Origin of the sequence: Embleya sp. NPDC127516 (assembly GCF_044765325.1) — a bacterium.
Lineage (GTDB): Bacteria > Actinomycetota > Actinomycetes > Streptomycetales > Streptomycetaceae > Embleya.
In genome coordinates this window covers 381,094-396,035 of record NZ_JBIWJT010000005.1, presented here as the reverse complement: position 1 = coordinate 396,035, position 14,942 = coordinate 381,094, and the positions used below count along the sequence as shown (strand labels likewise).

Below are 14,942 nucleotides of genomic sequence, written 5' to 3'. Positions count from 1 at the left end.
CGTCGGGTGTCGGTTCCGTGGGGAGAGCGCCGGAAATGGGGCGGCAATAACGACATTCGGTCTGATTTTGCGATGTGGAAGTCGGATTTTCGTACCTCTCGGTGCCGCTGATGCCGGCTCCTAACGTCGGTCGTGTTCGGAGGGCACTCGGTCCTTCGGGCTCAGGACAGGTCGACACGGTCGACAGGATCGGCAGTCAGGAGCAGAGATGAACGCGGTACAGCGGAACCGGCGCTGCGGCGGACCGCGACGGGGTGCGGAGCCGCCGACCCCGCAGACCCCGCCGATCCCGGCGCCCCGGCCGCCCTCGGCCCGGCCCGGGCTGCGGCGTCGGGGGCGGGTCGCGGCGATCGCGCTGACCTCGTGCGCGGCGTTGGGTCTGGGCACGGGGATGACGGGCCCCGGGTCGCCGGCGGCGGCCGCCTCGCGCTGCGATCACGTGGCCAAGGACAACCGGCCGGAGTTGCGTGAAGGGGATCGGGACGACGCGGTCGCCCAGGTGCAGTGCCTGGTCGACACGAGGTCCGGTGCCCCCGGGGACCTGCCGGTGAGCGGCGTGTTCGACGCGGCCACCGCGGACGGGGTCCGGTGGGTGCAGAAGTGCAGCGGCCTCGATCCGTCGGGGGTCACGGACGCGGCCACCTGGAAGGTGCTCTACCGCGCGAAGAAGGGATGCGGCAAGGCGGCGGAACCGGCGATCGGGATCGGCTGAGAGGGCGGGTGAAGCCGGGAGGCGGGGCGAAGGGGCGTCGCGGGTCGGCCGGGGGCCGGGCCGTGGGGGCGGTTCGGGCCACGCGCCGTGCACAGGCCGGGTGTGATGGTCACACTCATCCCGGGGGCTGTGGACGACGGGCGGCACGCGCGGAGGGGACGCGCGCACACTGACCCGCATGACGCCGACCGACCTTTCCGCCCTGCTGTCCCGACCCTTCACCCTCGCCGTCGCGGCCCGCCACGGCATCGGCCGGTCGGTCGTCCGGCGCCTGGTGCGCGACGGCGACGTGCGTCGGGTCATACACGGGGTCTACGTCGGCGCGCACGTCGTCGACACGTTGGAGGTGCGGGCCCGGGCCGCGGTCATGGTGCTGCCCCGCGGGGCCGTGGTCTGTGGGCGCACCGCAGCGTGGTTGCACGGCGTGCGCGTTCCGGCGGATCCCCGGGACGAGGCTCGGCGCACGGCACCGATCGAGGTGGTCGTGCCGGTGGGGGCGGCTCTGCCCCGCCGGCACGGCTGCCGGGCCCGGGTCATGGCGCTGGCGGCCGGGGAGGTGGTGTGGCCGGGCGGGATCCCGGTCACCTCGCCGATCAGGACGGCGGCGGACCTGGTCCGGACCTCGGATCGGGACACCGGCGTGGTGGTGCTCGACGGCTTCCTGCGGGCCGGTCTCATCCCGGCCGGCGCGTCGGCCGGGCTGCTCGGACGCTACGCCGGTCATCCGGGGCGCTACCGGCTCGCCGAGGCGGTGCGGCTGGCCGACGGGCGCAGCGCGAGCGAGGACGAGACCCGACTGCGGCTGGCGCTGCTCGGCGCGGGGTTGCCGCCGGTCGAGGTGGGGTGGGAGCTCCGCTCGGCGTTCGGCCGGATCATCGGCCGCTTCGCGCTGGCCTGGCCCGCGGCGCGGGTCGGGGTGGAGTTGACGGCGGATCGGCAGTGGGTGCGGGCACGGCACCGGAGCGTCGCCGGGCAGGGCTGGCTGGTGCTGGAGTGCCCGACGGCGCAGGCGCGCCGGGACCCGGCGGCCACGGTCGCCCGGATCGGGTCCGAGTTGCGGCTGCGCGTGCGGGGAAACGCCGGCGACATCGCCGCGTGAGCGCCGGCATGCTGCGGCGATGAACGTGAACGAGACCGCGTGGGTGCGCACCGGTCGGCTGGACCTGATCCCGGTCGAGGTCGATCACGCCGAGGAGATGGCCGCGGTGCTCGGTGATCCGGCGCTGCACACCTTCATCGGCGGTGCACCGGAGGATCCGGATGAGCTGCGGGCTCGGTACGAGCGCTGGGCGAAAGGTTCGCCCGATCCCGAGGTGGTCTGGTTGAACCGGGTGATCCGGCTGCGCGCGGGGGAGCGCCTGGTGGGCACGGTCCAGGCCACGGTCGGCCCCGGTCCGGTCGCCGAGGCAGCCTGGGTCGTGGGTGGAGCGTGGCAGGGCCTGGGCATCGCCAAGGAGGCGGTGGTCGCGTGGGTGACCTGGTTGCGCGCGCACGGCGTCGAGGAGGTCCGCGCGCACATCCACCCGGCCAACCTCGCCTCCGCCGGCGTCGCGAGAGCCGCGGGCCTTCGTGTCACCGACACCTGGCAGGAGGACGAACAACGCTGGTCGACGGGCCGCTTCGCTCCGAACACCAGCTGAGCCCGGCGCCGACGAACCCGTCGGGATCCGGTGGCCCCGGGCCTGTCTTCGATCTCTCGCCGAGCCCCACCACGTCCGGCAGCACATCCGCCCTCGGGCTCCGCGCTGCGCTCGCCGCCCGGAAAACACCCGAACGCAACCACGATGCGGGCGCTTCTCCGGTACGCCGACGCTCGGAGACCGCCCGTCGGGCGCCTCGCTCCGGTCCCGCCGCGGAGCCCGAGGCGGGATCGAAGACAGGCGTCGGGGCCGCCGGCTCCCGGCCCCTCGAGCGAGCGGCCGGCGGCCGGGGCAGCACGGTTTGTCGGGGCGTCGGGGTGTTCGTCCTGGTCAGTCCTCGCCGGAGACGCGCATGACCAGGATGGCCATGTCGTCCCGGGCCTGTTCCTCGGCGAACTGTTCGACGGCGCGGTGGATTCGGGTCGCGACCGCGCCCGCGGTCAGTCCGGTGCAGCCGGAGAGCACCTCGGCCAGGCCGTCGTCGCCGAGCATGCGAGTGCCCTCGCGGCGTTCGGTGACGCCGTCGGTGACGCAGACCAGGACGTCGCCCGGGTCCAGGTCCACCGTCTCCAGGACCAGATCGACCTCGTCCAGCACGCCCAGCAGTGGTTGTGGCGTGGCCACCGAGGTGACCGTGCCGTCGGGGCGCAGCCGCAGCGGGAGCGGGTGTCCCGCGGAGACCAGGCTCAGCCGGATGCCGCCGCTCTCGCGGTGGGTGATGTGGCCGTGCAGCAGGGTCAGGAACCGGCTGCGCGGTCCCTCCTCCAGGATCGCGGTGTTCAGCCGCTGCAGGACGGCCGGTACCGACAGCCCCTCGCGGGTCAGCAGCCGCAGGGCCTGGCGGGCCAGCCCGGTGACCGCGGCCGCCTCGGGACCGGTTCCGCACACGTCGCCGATCGCGAAGCCCCATTTGTCGCCGCCGATGGTGAACAGGTCGTAGAAGTCGCCGCCGACCTCGTTGCCCTCGCCGGAGGCCTGGTAGACCACCTCGACGTCGACCCCCGGGATCTTGGGCAGCTCCGGCGGTAGCAGGCTGCGCTGCAGGGCCTGGCTGGTCGAATTCCGCTCGGAGTACAGCCGGGCGTTGTCCATCGCCAGCGCGGCGCGCCGGGACAGGTCCTCGGCCAGTTCCAGGGTGTCCCGGCGGAAGCGGTCGCCGGCCAGGATGCCGAAGGTCAGCATGCCGATGCCCCGGCCGCGGGCGACCAGCGGCAGGGTGACCGCCTCGCCGGTGACCAGGTCGGCGTGCTCGCGGACGACCTCCGGGTCCAGGTGCCGCAGGCCCAGCCAGCGGCGCGCGCCCGGGGTGGGCTGGGCGCGCGGCGGCTCCGCCCGGTCGAGCAGCGCGCGCAGGTCGTCGATCCGCATCTCGTCGGCGTGCCACACCACGCTCAGCACCGGCGCGTGCGACTCGCCGGTGTGGACCGCGCACCACGTGCCGAGCCGGGGCACCACGATCTGGGCGATCATCGCCAACGTCATTTCCGGGTCCAGGGTGCCCGCGAGCAGGTCGGACGCCTCGGCTAGGAAGGACAGCGAGCCCCGGCGGACACGTTCGAGCTCGGACAGCCGGGCGCTCTCCACGGTCAGCGAGACCCGGTCGGCGGCGCGCTGGAGCCGGGCCGCGTCGTCGTTGTCGAAGCGCGCGGCGGACTCGGAGGCGACGCCGAGGGTGCCGGTCAGCCGGCCCTCGACCTTGAGCGGGACGGTCACCGCCGAGCGCATCCGGGTGTCCTGCAGGATCGGCACCGCGTCGGGCCCGGCCTCCAGGTCCTCGTGCACCGCGGGCATCCGGGCCGAGCCGTAGCGGCCCACCGAGGTCTCCACCGGCACCCGGGACAACCGATGCGCGGCGCCGGCCAGGCCGGTGGTGGCGCGCACCTCCATCTCGCTCTCGTCGTCGGTGGCCAGCAGGACGAACGCGGCGTCCGCGTCGAGCAGGTCACGGGCCCGTTCGACGGCGCGTTGCAGCAGGTCCTCCAGACCCAGCCGGCTCAGCCCGTCGATGCCGTCCCACTCGTTGTCCACCGGCACCGCACCGCCCGCGCGACCGCGGGAGCCGTCCCGGTGCTCCAGCACGGCCCGCGCCTGGGCGGGCACCAGCAGGGCGACCAGGGCCGGATCGCCGCCCGCGTCGCGCAGCCGCACATGGGACGCGAACACCCGGGAGGCGACCCCGTTCGCGGCGCGGATGTCGTAGCCGCCCTGCCAGCGGGACAGCTCCAGCATCTCGTCCAGGGTCAGCTCGGTACCGGGCGTCTGCGGCCACGCGACCAGGTCGTTCAGCGCCATGCCGATCGCCTCGTCGTCGGTGAGGCCGAACAGCTCGGCGGCCTCGGTGCTCCAGTGCGTCACCTTGCGCGAGGCGTCCGCGTGCAGCACGGCCACGCCGACCGGCACCGTGGCGTCGGGCAGCGCGTTGGCCGGCAGCAGCGGCCCCGCCGAGCTGGTCGCCGAGACCGGGTCGGGCAGTTCGAGCCGGAACCAGACGCGCTTGACGTTCTTGGCGTACTCGACGCCCCACGCCGAGGCCAACGACGCGGACAGGAACAGGCCGCGCCCGCTTTCGTCGCCGTCGTCGAAACCGGTGGCGGGCTCGGGCAGCTCGCGGCTGGGGTAGTGGTCGGTGACCTCGATCTGCACGCCGCCGTCGTAGCGCACGCACGAGACCTCGGCCGAGGTACCCGCGTGCACGATCGCATTGGTGACCAACTCACTGGTCAGCAGCACGGCGTCGTCCACGACGTCGCCGGCGTCCCAGTCGCTGAGCGTCTTGCGGACGAACGAGCGCGCGGCCGCCACGGACCTGCCCTCGGGTGCGAAGGCAGCGCTCATCCGGGCAGTGATGAGCATGCTCGTTCCCTGATCCATACACTCCCGCATCTGCGACGAACGGCGGCTGCGGTGACGAATCCGGCTCCACAGTCCGGCAGATTCGCACCCTATCGGTTTCGGACGATCGGGCGGACCCCTTCCAAACAGTGACGGATCCGTCACGATTCCGACAGAACTTCCGGCCGAAGCGAGCCTTTCGAGCCCACACTTTCCGGTTGACAAGCACCATCCTCCCGGACCGCCTCTGCTCTCAACCCTGTGAGTGAAAGACTGTCGATGGCAAGCGGCCGGGAGCACGAGCGGTCGCGGCGAATCGGTCCGGCGGAGGAAATGCGAGATGGCGAAGGCTTCCCCAGGGCAGGCACGGACGACGGCCGCCCGGAGCCGGCACGACGAGCAGGATCTGCGTCGTCTGCTGGCGGCGCTGACCGGCGTCCGCGACGGCAACTTCCGCAAGCGCCTGACGGTCTCCGGCGACGGGATCATGTCCGAGATCGCCGTCGTGTTCAACGACATGGTCGAGCGCAACCAGCACCTGGCCGGTGAGCTGGCCCGGGTCCGCAGGGTGGTCGGCCGTGAGGGCAAACTCACCGAGCGGCTGGACCCCGGACCGGGCGAGGGCGCGTGGGCGACCAGCATCGACGCGGCGAACGCCCTCGTGGAGGACCTGGTCCGGCCGACGGTCGAGGTCGGCCGGGTGCTGGCCGCGGTCGCCGAGGGCGATCTGTCCCAGCGGATGGACCTGCGGATCGCCGAGCAGCCGCTGCGGGGCGAGTTCCTGCGCATGGGCCGTACCGCCAACGGTCTGGTGGACCAGCTCAGCGCGTTCGCCGACGAGGTCACCCGGGTGGCCCGCGAGGTGGGCACCGAGGGCAAGCTCGGCGGCCAGGCCCGGGTGCGCGGAGTGTCCGGCAGTTGGAAGGACCTCACCGACTCGGTCAACACGATGGCCAGCCGGTTGACCCTCCAGGTGCGCGACATCGCGCTGGTGACCACCGCGGTGGCCAAGGGCGACCTCTCCCGCACGGTCACCGTCGAGGTGGCCGGCGAGATGCTGGAGCTGAAGGAGACCGTCAACACGATGGTCGACCAGCTCTCCGGCTTCGCCCAGGAGGTGACCCGGGTGGCCCGCGAGGTGGGCACCGAGGGCCGCCTGGGCGGCCAGGCCCGGGTGGAGGGGGTCTCCGGGACCTGGAAGGACCTCACCGACTCGGTCAACATCATGGCCGGCAACCTCACCGCCCAGGTGCGCGACATCGCGCAGGTGACCAAGGCGGTCGCGTACGGCGACCTGTCGCAGACCATCACCGTGTCCGCGCGCGGCGAGATGGCCCAGCTCGCCGAGACGATCAACGCGATGACCGGCACGCTGCGCACGTTCGCGTCCGAGGTGACCCGGGTCGCCCGCGAGGTCGGCTTCGAGGGGCGACTGGGCGGCCAGGCCCAGGTACCCGGCGGCGCGGGCATCTGGAAGGACCTGACCGACTCGGTCAACACCGCCTTCTTCAACCTCACCGCGCAGGTGCGTGACATCGCCGGGGTGACCACGGCGGTCGCCCAGGGCGACCTGTCGCAGAAGATCACCGTGGACGTCTCCGGCGAGATGCTGGAGCTCAAGAACACCGTCAACACCATGGTCGGCCAGTTGTCCGCGTTCGCCTCGGAGGTGACCCGAGTCGCCCGCGAGGTGGGCAGCGAGGGCATTCTGGGCGGTCAGGCGCAGGTGTCCGGCGTGGCCGGCACGTGGAAGGACCTGACCGACTCGGTCAACGTGATGGCCGGCAACCTGACCGGTCAGGTCCGCAACATCGCCCAGGTCTCCACCGCGGTGGCCCGAGGCGACCTGTCACAGAAGATCACGGTCGACGTCTCCGGCGAGATGCTGGAGCTCAAGAACACCGTCAACACGATGGTGGATCAACTCTCCGCGTTCGCCTCGGAGGTCACCCGCGTCGCCCGCGAGGTGGGCGGTGAGGGGCGTCTGGGCGGTCAGGCCCGGGTCGTCCCGGGCGTCGCCGGCGTCTGGCTCGACCTGACCGATTCGGTGAACTTCATGGCGGGCAACCTGACCGCCCAGGTCCGCAACATCGCCGAGGTGACCACGGCGGTCGCGCGCGGCGACCTGTCCAAGAAGATCGACGTCGACGCGCGCGGCGAGATCCTCGAGGTCAAGAACACCGTCAACACGATGGTGGACCAGTTGTCCGCGTTCGCCGACGAGGTGACCCGGGTGGCGCGCGAGGTGGGCACCGAGGGCCGCCTCGGCGGGCAGGCCCAGGTGCTCGGCGTGGCCGGCGTCTGGCGCGACCTCACCTACTCGGTGAACTCGATGGCCGGAAACCTCACCGAACAGGTGCGCAGTCTGGGCCAGGTCACCACGGCGGTGGCCCGGGGCGACCTGTCGCAGAAGATCACCGTGGACGCGCGCGGCGAGATCCTCGAACTCAAGAACACCGTGAACACCATGGTCGACCAGCTCTCCGGCTTCGCCGACGAGGTGACCAGGGTGGCCCGCGAGGTGGGCACCGAGGGTCGGCTCGGCGGTCAGGCCGACGTCAAGGGCGTCTCCGGCACCTGGAAGGACCTCACCGAGTCGGTCAACGTGATGGCCGGCAACCTGACCGGCCAGGTGCGCAGCATCGCCGACGTGACCACGGCGGTGGCCACCGGCGACCTGTCCAAGAAGATCACCGTCGATGCCCGGGGCGAGATCCTCGAGCTGAAGGAGACCGTCAACACGATGGTCGACCAGCTCTCCGCGTTCGCCGACGAGGTGACCCGGGTGGCCCGCGAGGTGGGCACCGAGGGCCGCCTGGGCGGGCAGGCGCGGGTGCGCGGGGTGTCCGGCATCTGGAAGGACCTGACCGACAACGTCAACGTCATGGCCAACAACCTGACGTCGCAGGTCCGCAACATCGCCCAGGTGGCCACCGCCGTCGCCGACGGCGACCTGTCGCAGAAGAGCACGGTCGAGGCCAAGGGCGAGATGGCCGGACTCGCGGGCACCATCAACACGATGGTGGACACGCTGCGCGCGTTCGCCGACGAGGTCACCCGGGTCGCCCGCGAGGTGGGTACCGAGGGCATCCTGGGCGGCCAGGCGCACGTCCCCGGTGTCTCGGGTACCTGGAAGGACCTGACCGACAACGTCAACTCGATGGCGAACAACCTCACCGGCCAGGTCCGCAACATCGCCAAGGTGACCACCGCGATCGCGGGCGGCGACCTGTCGCAGAAGATCGACGTGGACGCGCGCGGCGAGATGCTCGAACTCAAGACCACCATCAACACGATGGTCGATCAGCTGTCGGCGTTCGCCGGCGAGGTGACCCGGGTGGCCCGCGAGGTGGGCACCGAGGGCATGCTCGGCGGCCAGGCCGAGGTCGAGGGCGTCTCCGGGACGTGGAAGCAACTCACGGAGAACGTCAACGAGTTGGCCGGCAATCTGACCCGTCAGGTGCGGGCCATCGCCGAGGTGGCGACCGCGGTGACCCGCGGCGACCTGTCCCTGCAGATCGCGGTGGACGCGTCCGGAGAGCTCGACGAGCTCAAGGACAACATCAACCAGATGATCTACAACCTGCGCGAGACCACCCGGGCCAACCGCGAACAGGACTGGCTCAAGACCAACCTGGCCCGGATCTCCGGTCTCATGCAGGGTCGCCGCGACCTGATGGCGGTCGCCGCGCTGATCATGAGCGAGCTCACCCCGGTCGTCGACGCCCAGCACGGCGCGTTCTTCCTGGCCGAGCTGACCCAGGAGGACGTGGTCGAGCTGCGGCTGATCGCCTCCTACGGCTACCAGGACGGCGGCGGCGTACCCACCCGCTTCCGGCTCGGCCAGTCCCTGGTCGGCCAGGCCGCGCTGGAGAAGCGCTCGATCCTGATCCTGGACGCGCCTCCCGGCTACATCAAGATCGCCTCCGGCCTGGGCGAGGCCGCCCCGGCCAACGTGATCGTGCTGCCGGTGCTGTTCGAGGACCAACTGCTCGGCGTCCTCGAACTCGCCTCGTTCCGTCCGTTCACCAAGGTGCACCGCAACTTCCTGGAGCAGCTCAACGAGCAGATCGGCGTCACGGTCAACACGATCATGGCGAACTCGCGCACCGAGATGTTGCTGGCCGAATCGCAGCGGCTGACCGAGGAACTCCAGGAACGCTCCGAGGAGCTCCAGCGCCAGCAGGGCGAACTGAGGCACTCCAACGCCGAGTTGGAGGACAAGGCGGCGCTGCTCGCCCGGCAGAACCGGGACATCGAGATCAAGAACCGGGAGATCGAACAGGCCCGGCAGGCGCTGGAGGAGCGGGCCGAGCAACTCGCGCTGTCCTCCAAGTACAAGTCCGAGTTCCTCGCCAACATGTCGCACGAGCTGCGCACCCCGCTGAACAGCCTGCTGATCCTGGCCAAGCTGCTCGCGGACAACGTCGAGGGCAACCTGACCCGCAAGCAGGTCGAGTTCGCCGAGACCATCCACGGCGCCGGATCCGACCTGCTGCAACTGATCAACGACATCCTGGACCTGTCCAAGGTGCAGGCCGGGAAGATGGACGTGCGGCCGGCGCGGATCGCGCTGGCCCAGCTCATGGACTACGTCGAGGCGACCATCCGGCCGCTGACCTCGGAGAAGAACCTCGACTTCACGGTGCACGTCTCGCCCGCGGTGCCCGGGATCCTGTTCACCGACGAGCAGCGCCTGCAACAGGTGTTGCGCAACCTGCTCTCGAACGCGGTCAAGTTCACCGACTCCGGCTCGGTGGAGGTGCTGATCACCCTCACCGACGACATCCCGCTGACCAACACCGAGTTGGACAACGCCGAACACGCGGTGGCGTTCTCGGTGATCGACACGGGCATCGGCATCGCGGTGGACAAGCTCAAGGTGATCTTCGAGGCGTTCCAGCAGGCCGACGGCACCACCAGCCGCCGCTACGGCGGCACCGGCCTGGGCCTGTCGATCAGCCGGGAGATCGCGTGGCTGCTCGGCGGTGAGATCCACGCCGAGAGCATGCCGGGCCGAGGCAGCACGTTCACCCTCTACCTCCCGCTGGACAGCGTCCTGGTCCCGGGTGACGAGGTGATCCACGACCGGCACACCGAGCTGGCCCCGACGCCGTACCGGGCGGCGCTGCCCGCCGCCGCGCCGTCCACCCCGCTGCTGAGCGATGCCCCCGACCTCCTCGCCGACGGCGAGGAGGTGGACGAGGACAAGGGCGACTCGGTCCCGAGCCGGGTGCTGGTGGTGGAGACCCCGCAGTCCGACGGAGCTCCGCTGGCCGGCGCGCTGGCCGCGATGAACGGGGCGATCGAGGTGAGTACCGCCGGCGACGAGGGGGAGGCGGTCCGGCTGCTCGCCGAGACGCCGCCCGCGTGCCTGGTGGTGGACCTGCGGCTGGCCGACGAGGGGGCCTGGCAGGTGCTGGACGCGGTCGCCTCCCGGCCCGAGCTGCAGAACCTGCCGGTCGTGGTGCACGTCCCGCACCGGCCGACCCGCTCCGAGTCGGGTCGCCTGCGCGGCTATCGACGTCGGATCGTGCTGCTCCAGCGGGTCTCCACCCCGGACGGGCTGACCCGGGCGGTGATCGGCGCCACCGCCCCGGTCCGCCCCGACCACCCGGTCCCGGCCAAGCCGGTGGTCGAGCCGTTCGAGGGCACCTTCGACGGCGAGCGGGTGCTGATCGTCGACGACGACGTGCGCAACGTGTTCGCGCTCACCAGCGTGCTGGAGCAGTACGGGCTGAGCGTGCTGTACGCGGAGAACGGCCGTGAGGGCATCGAGGTGCTCCAGGCGCACGACGACATCGCGATCGTGCTGATGGACGTGATGATGCCGGAAATGGACGGATACGCCACGACTTCGGCGATTCGCCGGATGCCGCAATACGCCGGGCTGCCGATCATCGCGTTGACGGCGAAGGCGATGAAGGGGGATCAGGAGAAGAGCATCGACTCCGGGGCCTCCGACTACGTCGCCAAGCCGGTCGACACGCGGCACTTGTTGGGACTCATCCGGACTTGGCTCGACCACTAGTTCGCTTCCCGGGCGGCCGGCGCCCCATGATGGAACCCGAACGGACCGAGCGACGTTGAAGGGGCGGAGGGGTCGATGCGGTGTTGTCGCGACCGTGGGTCGAGGCGTGGTGACACCATGCGGTCGTCTGTGTCGGAATACCTGCCGAGCCGATCGCCTGGCCACTACCATGACCGGGACGAGCACCACCCGGAACGTGTGCTCGACCGGTGTGGTGTGCGCCGGGACGGCCACGGCGAAGGTCGGGTCGAGCGAAACCGTGTCGATCGAGGCTGTGTCATTCAGGGCCGCGTAAACCGAAAAGATGCACAAGGACGAGTGGAGCCGACCGATACGCGGGGTCACCCACCGTGTCGGATCGAAGAGGGTGGGCCATGACGGAGAAGGCCAAGATCCTCCTGGTCGATGACCGTCAGGAGAATCTGCTCGCCCTGGAGGCGATCCTGTCCGCGCTGGACCAGACCCTGGTTCGGGCGCATTCGGGCGAGGAAGCCCTCAAGGCGCTGCTCACGGACGAGTTCGCGGTGATCCTGCTCGACGTCCAGATGCCCGGCATGGACGGTTTCGAGACGGCCGCGCACATCAAGCGCCGGGAGAAGACCCGGGACATCCCGATCATCTTCCTGACCGCGATCAACCACGGTCCGCACCACACCTTCCGCGGATACGCGGCCGGTGCCGTCGACTACATCTCCAAACCGTTCGACCCGTGGGTGCTGCGGGCCAAGGTCTCCGTGTTCGTGGACCTGTACAAGAAGAACTGCCAACTGCGCGAGCAGGCCGCGTTGCTGCGCGGGCGGCTCGAAGGCGTGGCCGGCGGCGACCGGGCCGGGGCGGACGTGATCGCGGAGTTGTCCGCGCGGCTGGCCTCGGTCGAGGAGCAGGCCGACGGCATGGCCAAGCAGGTCGAGTCGGCGGACGATCCGATCCTGGCCGCCTCGGCGAGTCAACTCCGCCGCCGGGTGGCCCGGATGCGCGCCGCGCTCGACGCCCTCGCCCCGGCCGCGGCCGGGCACGGCGGCCCGCCGCTGGTACCGGCACCGGACACCGGCGAGGCGGACGCCTGACCCGGTGGCCCCGAGCCCCGACCGGGCCGTGTGCGGCCCGGTCGGGGCTCGGGGCCACCCCGGGTCCGGAAGCGGCGTGCGAATCCGACACGCGCGCCCTCCGGGCTGGGACGCATGAGGTGTGAAGGGTCCACCGGTAACCTCGGAACATGGCCACACGTGCGTCCGGCGGCGGAGCGCAACCGCGCACGGCCGCGAAGAAGAAGGCTGCCGCCAAGAAACCCGCGCCACCCCCGCCGCCCCCGCCGAAACTGCTCGGCGGGGTACCCGCGTTGCTCGGGAAGGGGCTCAAGCGACTGTGGCTGGGGCTGGCCCACGCGTTCGGCTCGGCCGCGCGCGGAATCGGTTCCGGCGCGCGCGGGCTGGACCCGGCGCACCGCCGGGACGGCCTGGGACTGGCCCTGCTCGGCCTGGCCATAGTGATCGCGGCCGGCGCGTGGGGCACCATCGACGGCGCGGTCGGCGAGGCGGTCAACGCGGTCGTCGCGGGCCTGGTGGGCCGGCTCGACCTGCTGGTGCCGTTCCTGGTCGGCGCGCTGGGCGTACGGGTGATGCGCCACCCCGACCAGAAGGACGCCACCGGGCGGATCATGATCGGCTGCACGGCGCTGGTGTGCAGCGTGCTCGGGCTGATCCACGTCGGCTGCGGGACGCCGCAACCGGGCGACGGCGCGGCCGCGATGCGCGACGCCGGCGGCCTGGTCGGTTGGGCCTTCGCGACCCCGCCCGTGCACCTGGTGACCCGGTGGGTCGCGGTGCCGCTTCTCGTGCTGCTGATCGTGTTCGGCCTGCTCGTGGTGACCGCCACGCCGATCAACGCGGTACCCGAGCGGCTCGGGGTCTTCCTGGGCTTCATCGAGGGGCCCGAGCCCGCGCCGTTCGATGAGGACGAGCGCCCGAGCGGCTTCGCCGGGTTCGACGAGGACGACGCGCCTCCCGCCGCCGCGCCGGTCCGCAGGACCCGACCGCGCCGCCGGTCCAGCGGTGCCGACGGCCATCCGGACGCGATCGACGTGGCCGCGGCCGCCGCCGCGGCGCTGGACGCGAACGACGCGGGCCTGGTCGTACCGCCCGCGCGCTCGCGCAAAGCCGCCGCCGCCCGGGTGGTCACCGACCTGCGGGCGCGCGCCGCCGACGCGCCGGCGCACACCCCCGCGCCGCCGCGCAGCGAGCAACTGCGGCTGTCCGGCGACATCACCTACCACCTGCCCGGCCCGTCGCTGCTCAAGAAGGGCCCGCCGGCCAAGGCCCGCAGCAAGGCCAACGACGACGTGGTCGCCGCGCTGTCCAAGGTGTTCGAGCAGTTCAACGTGGACGCGCAGGTCACCGGTTTCTCCCGGGGCCCGACGGTGACCCGCTACGTGATCGAACTGGGCCCGGCGGTCAAGGTGGAGCGGATCACCGCGCTCGCCAAGAACATCGCGTACGCGGTGGCCAGCGCCGACGTGCGGATCATCAGCCCGATCCCGGGCAAGTCCGCGGTCGGCATCGAGATTCCCAACACCGACCGCGAGATGGTCAGCCTGGGCGACATCCTGGCCTCGGACACCGCGAGCGGCGACGCGCATCCGATGATCGCCGCGCTCGGCAAGGACGTCGAGGGCAACGACGTGGTGGCCAACCTGGCCAAGATGCCGCACCTGCTGGTCGCGGGCGCCACCGGCGCGGGCAAGTCGAGCTGCATCAACGGCCTGATCACCTCGATCATGATGCGTGCCACCCCGGAGGAGGTGCGGATGGTGCTGGTCGACCCCAAGCGGGTCGAACTGACCACCTACGAGGGCATCCCGCACCTGATCACGCCGATCATCACCAATCCGAAGAAGGCCGCCGAGGCGCTCCAGTGGGTCGTGCGCGAGATGGACATGCGCTACGACGACCTGGCCAACTTCGGCTTCCGGCACGTGGACGACTTCAACGTCGCGGTGCGCGCGGGCAAGCTCAAGATGCCGCCGGGCAGCGAGCGCGAGGCGCAGCCGTACCCGTACCTGCTGGTGATCGTGGACGAGTTGGCCGACCTGATGATGGTCGCCCCGCGCGACGTCGAGGACTCGATCGTGCGGATCACCCAGCTCGCCCGCGCGGCGGGCATCCACCTGGTGCTGGCCACCCAGCGGCCCAGCGTCGACGTGGTGACCGGGCTGATCAAGGCCAATGTGCCGTCCCGACTCGCGTTCGCCACCTCCTCGCTGGCGGACAGCCGGGTGATCCTGGACCAGCCCGGCGCGGAGAAGCTGATCGGCAAGGGCGACGCGCTGTTCCTGCCGATGGGCGCGAGCAAGCCGATCCGCATGCAGGGCGCCTACGTCACCGAGGAGGAGATCGACGCGGTCGCCCGGCACTGCAAGGAGCAACTCCAGCCGGAGTACCGCGAGGAGGTCACCGCCGCGCCGGATCGCAAGAAGCAGGTGGACGAGGAGGTCGGCGACGACCTCGACCTGCTCTGCCAGGCGGTCGAACTGGTGGTCTCCACCCAGTTCGGCTCGACCTCGATGCTCCAGCGCAAGCTGCGGGTCGGCTTCGCGAAGGCCGGGCGGCTGATGGACCTGATGGAGAGCCGGGACATCGTCGGACCCAGCGAGGGCTCCAAGGCGCGCGAGGTGTTGATCAAACCGGATGAAATCGAGCAGGTTATGGCCACGTTGCGTGGTGAATGATCT

Annotated in this window: 7 protein-coding genes; 6 read left to right on the top strand and 1 reads right to left on the bottom strand. The window is 71.3% G+C overall.

Going from position 1 to position 14,942, the window contains the following annotated elements; all coding sequences use genetic code 11:
- Nucleotides 1-208 precede the first annotated feature (208 nt).
- From ACIRL2_RS12400 to ACIRL2_RS12390, 3 genes are all read left to right on the top strand, one after another.
- Nucleotides 209-712, top strand: a complete 504-nt coding sequence (locus tag ACIRL2_RS12400; RefSeq protein ID WP_402231866.1) for a peptidoglycan-binding protein — start codon at nucleotides 209-211, stop codon at nucleotides 710-712.
- Nucleotides 713-890: 178 nt separating this feature from the next.
- The gene (locus tag ACIRL2_RS12395) at nucleotides 891-1,811 is read left to right on the top strand and encodes a type IV toxin-antitoxin system AbiEi family antitoxin domain-containing protein (RefSeq protein WP_402231864.1); all 921 of its coding nucleotides are present in this window, start codon (nucleotides 891-893) and stop codon (nucleotides 1,809-1,811) included.
- A 19-nt stretch (nucleotides 1,812-1,830) separates the two neighbouring features.
- Nucleotides 1,831-2,352: a GNAT family N-acetyltransferase gene (locus ACIRL2_RS12390; RefSeq protein WP_402231862.1), complete on the top strand. Its 522-nt coding sequence runs from the start codon at nucleotides 1,831-1,833 to the stop codon at nucleotides 2,350-2,352.
- A 330-nt stretch (nucleotides 2,353-2,682) separates the two neighbouring features.
- On the opposite strand, the gene ACIRL2_RS12385 is transcribed toward ACIRL2_RS12390, so the two are convergent.
- Complete coding sequence (locus ACIRL2_RS12385; protein WP_402231860.1) at nucleotides 2,683-5,205, bottom strand: SpoIIE family protein phosphatase; 2,523 nt, start codon at nucleotides 5,203-5,205, stop codon at nucleotides 2,683-2,685.
- A gap of 319 nt (nucleotides 5,206-5,524) precedes the next feature.
- On the opposite strand from ACIRL2_RS12385, the gene ACIRL2_RS12380 reads away from it, so the two are divergent.
- The 3 genes from ACIRL2_RS12380 to ACIRL2_RS12370 all read left to right on the top strand — a co-directional run bounded on the left by ACIRL2_RS12380 (nucleotide 5,525) and on the right by ACIRL2_RS12370 (nucleotide 14,939).
- Nucleotides 5,525-11,215 (top strand): HAMP domain-containing protein, encoded by a 5,691-nt coding sequence (locus tag ACIRL2_RS12380; RefSeq protein WP_395862196.1) that lies wholly within the window; start codon nucleotides 5,525-5,527, stop codon nucleotides 11,213-11,215.
- Between the two features lie 374 nt (nucleotides 11,216-11,589).
- Complete coding sequence (locus ACIRL2_RS12375; RefSeq protein ID WP_395862198.1) at nucleotides 11,590-12,282, top strand: two-component system response regulator; 693 nt, start codon at nucleotides 11,590-11,592, stop codon at nucleotides 12,280-12,282.
- Between the two features lie 149 nt (nucleotides 12,283-12,431).
- Entirely contained in the window at nucleotides 12,432-14,939 is a 2,508-nt protein-coding gene (locus ACIRL2_RS12370) for a DNA translocase FtsK (RefSeq protein WP_395862200.1), read from the top strand.
- Nucleotides 14,940-14,942: the final 3 nt, after the last annotated feature.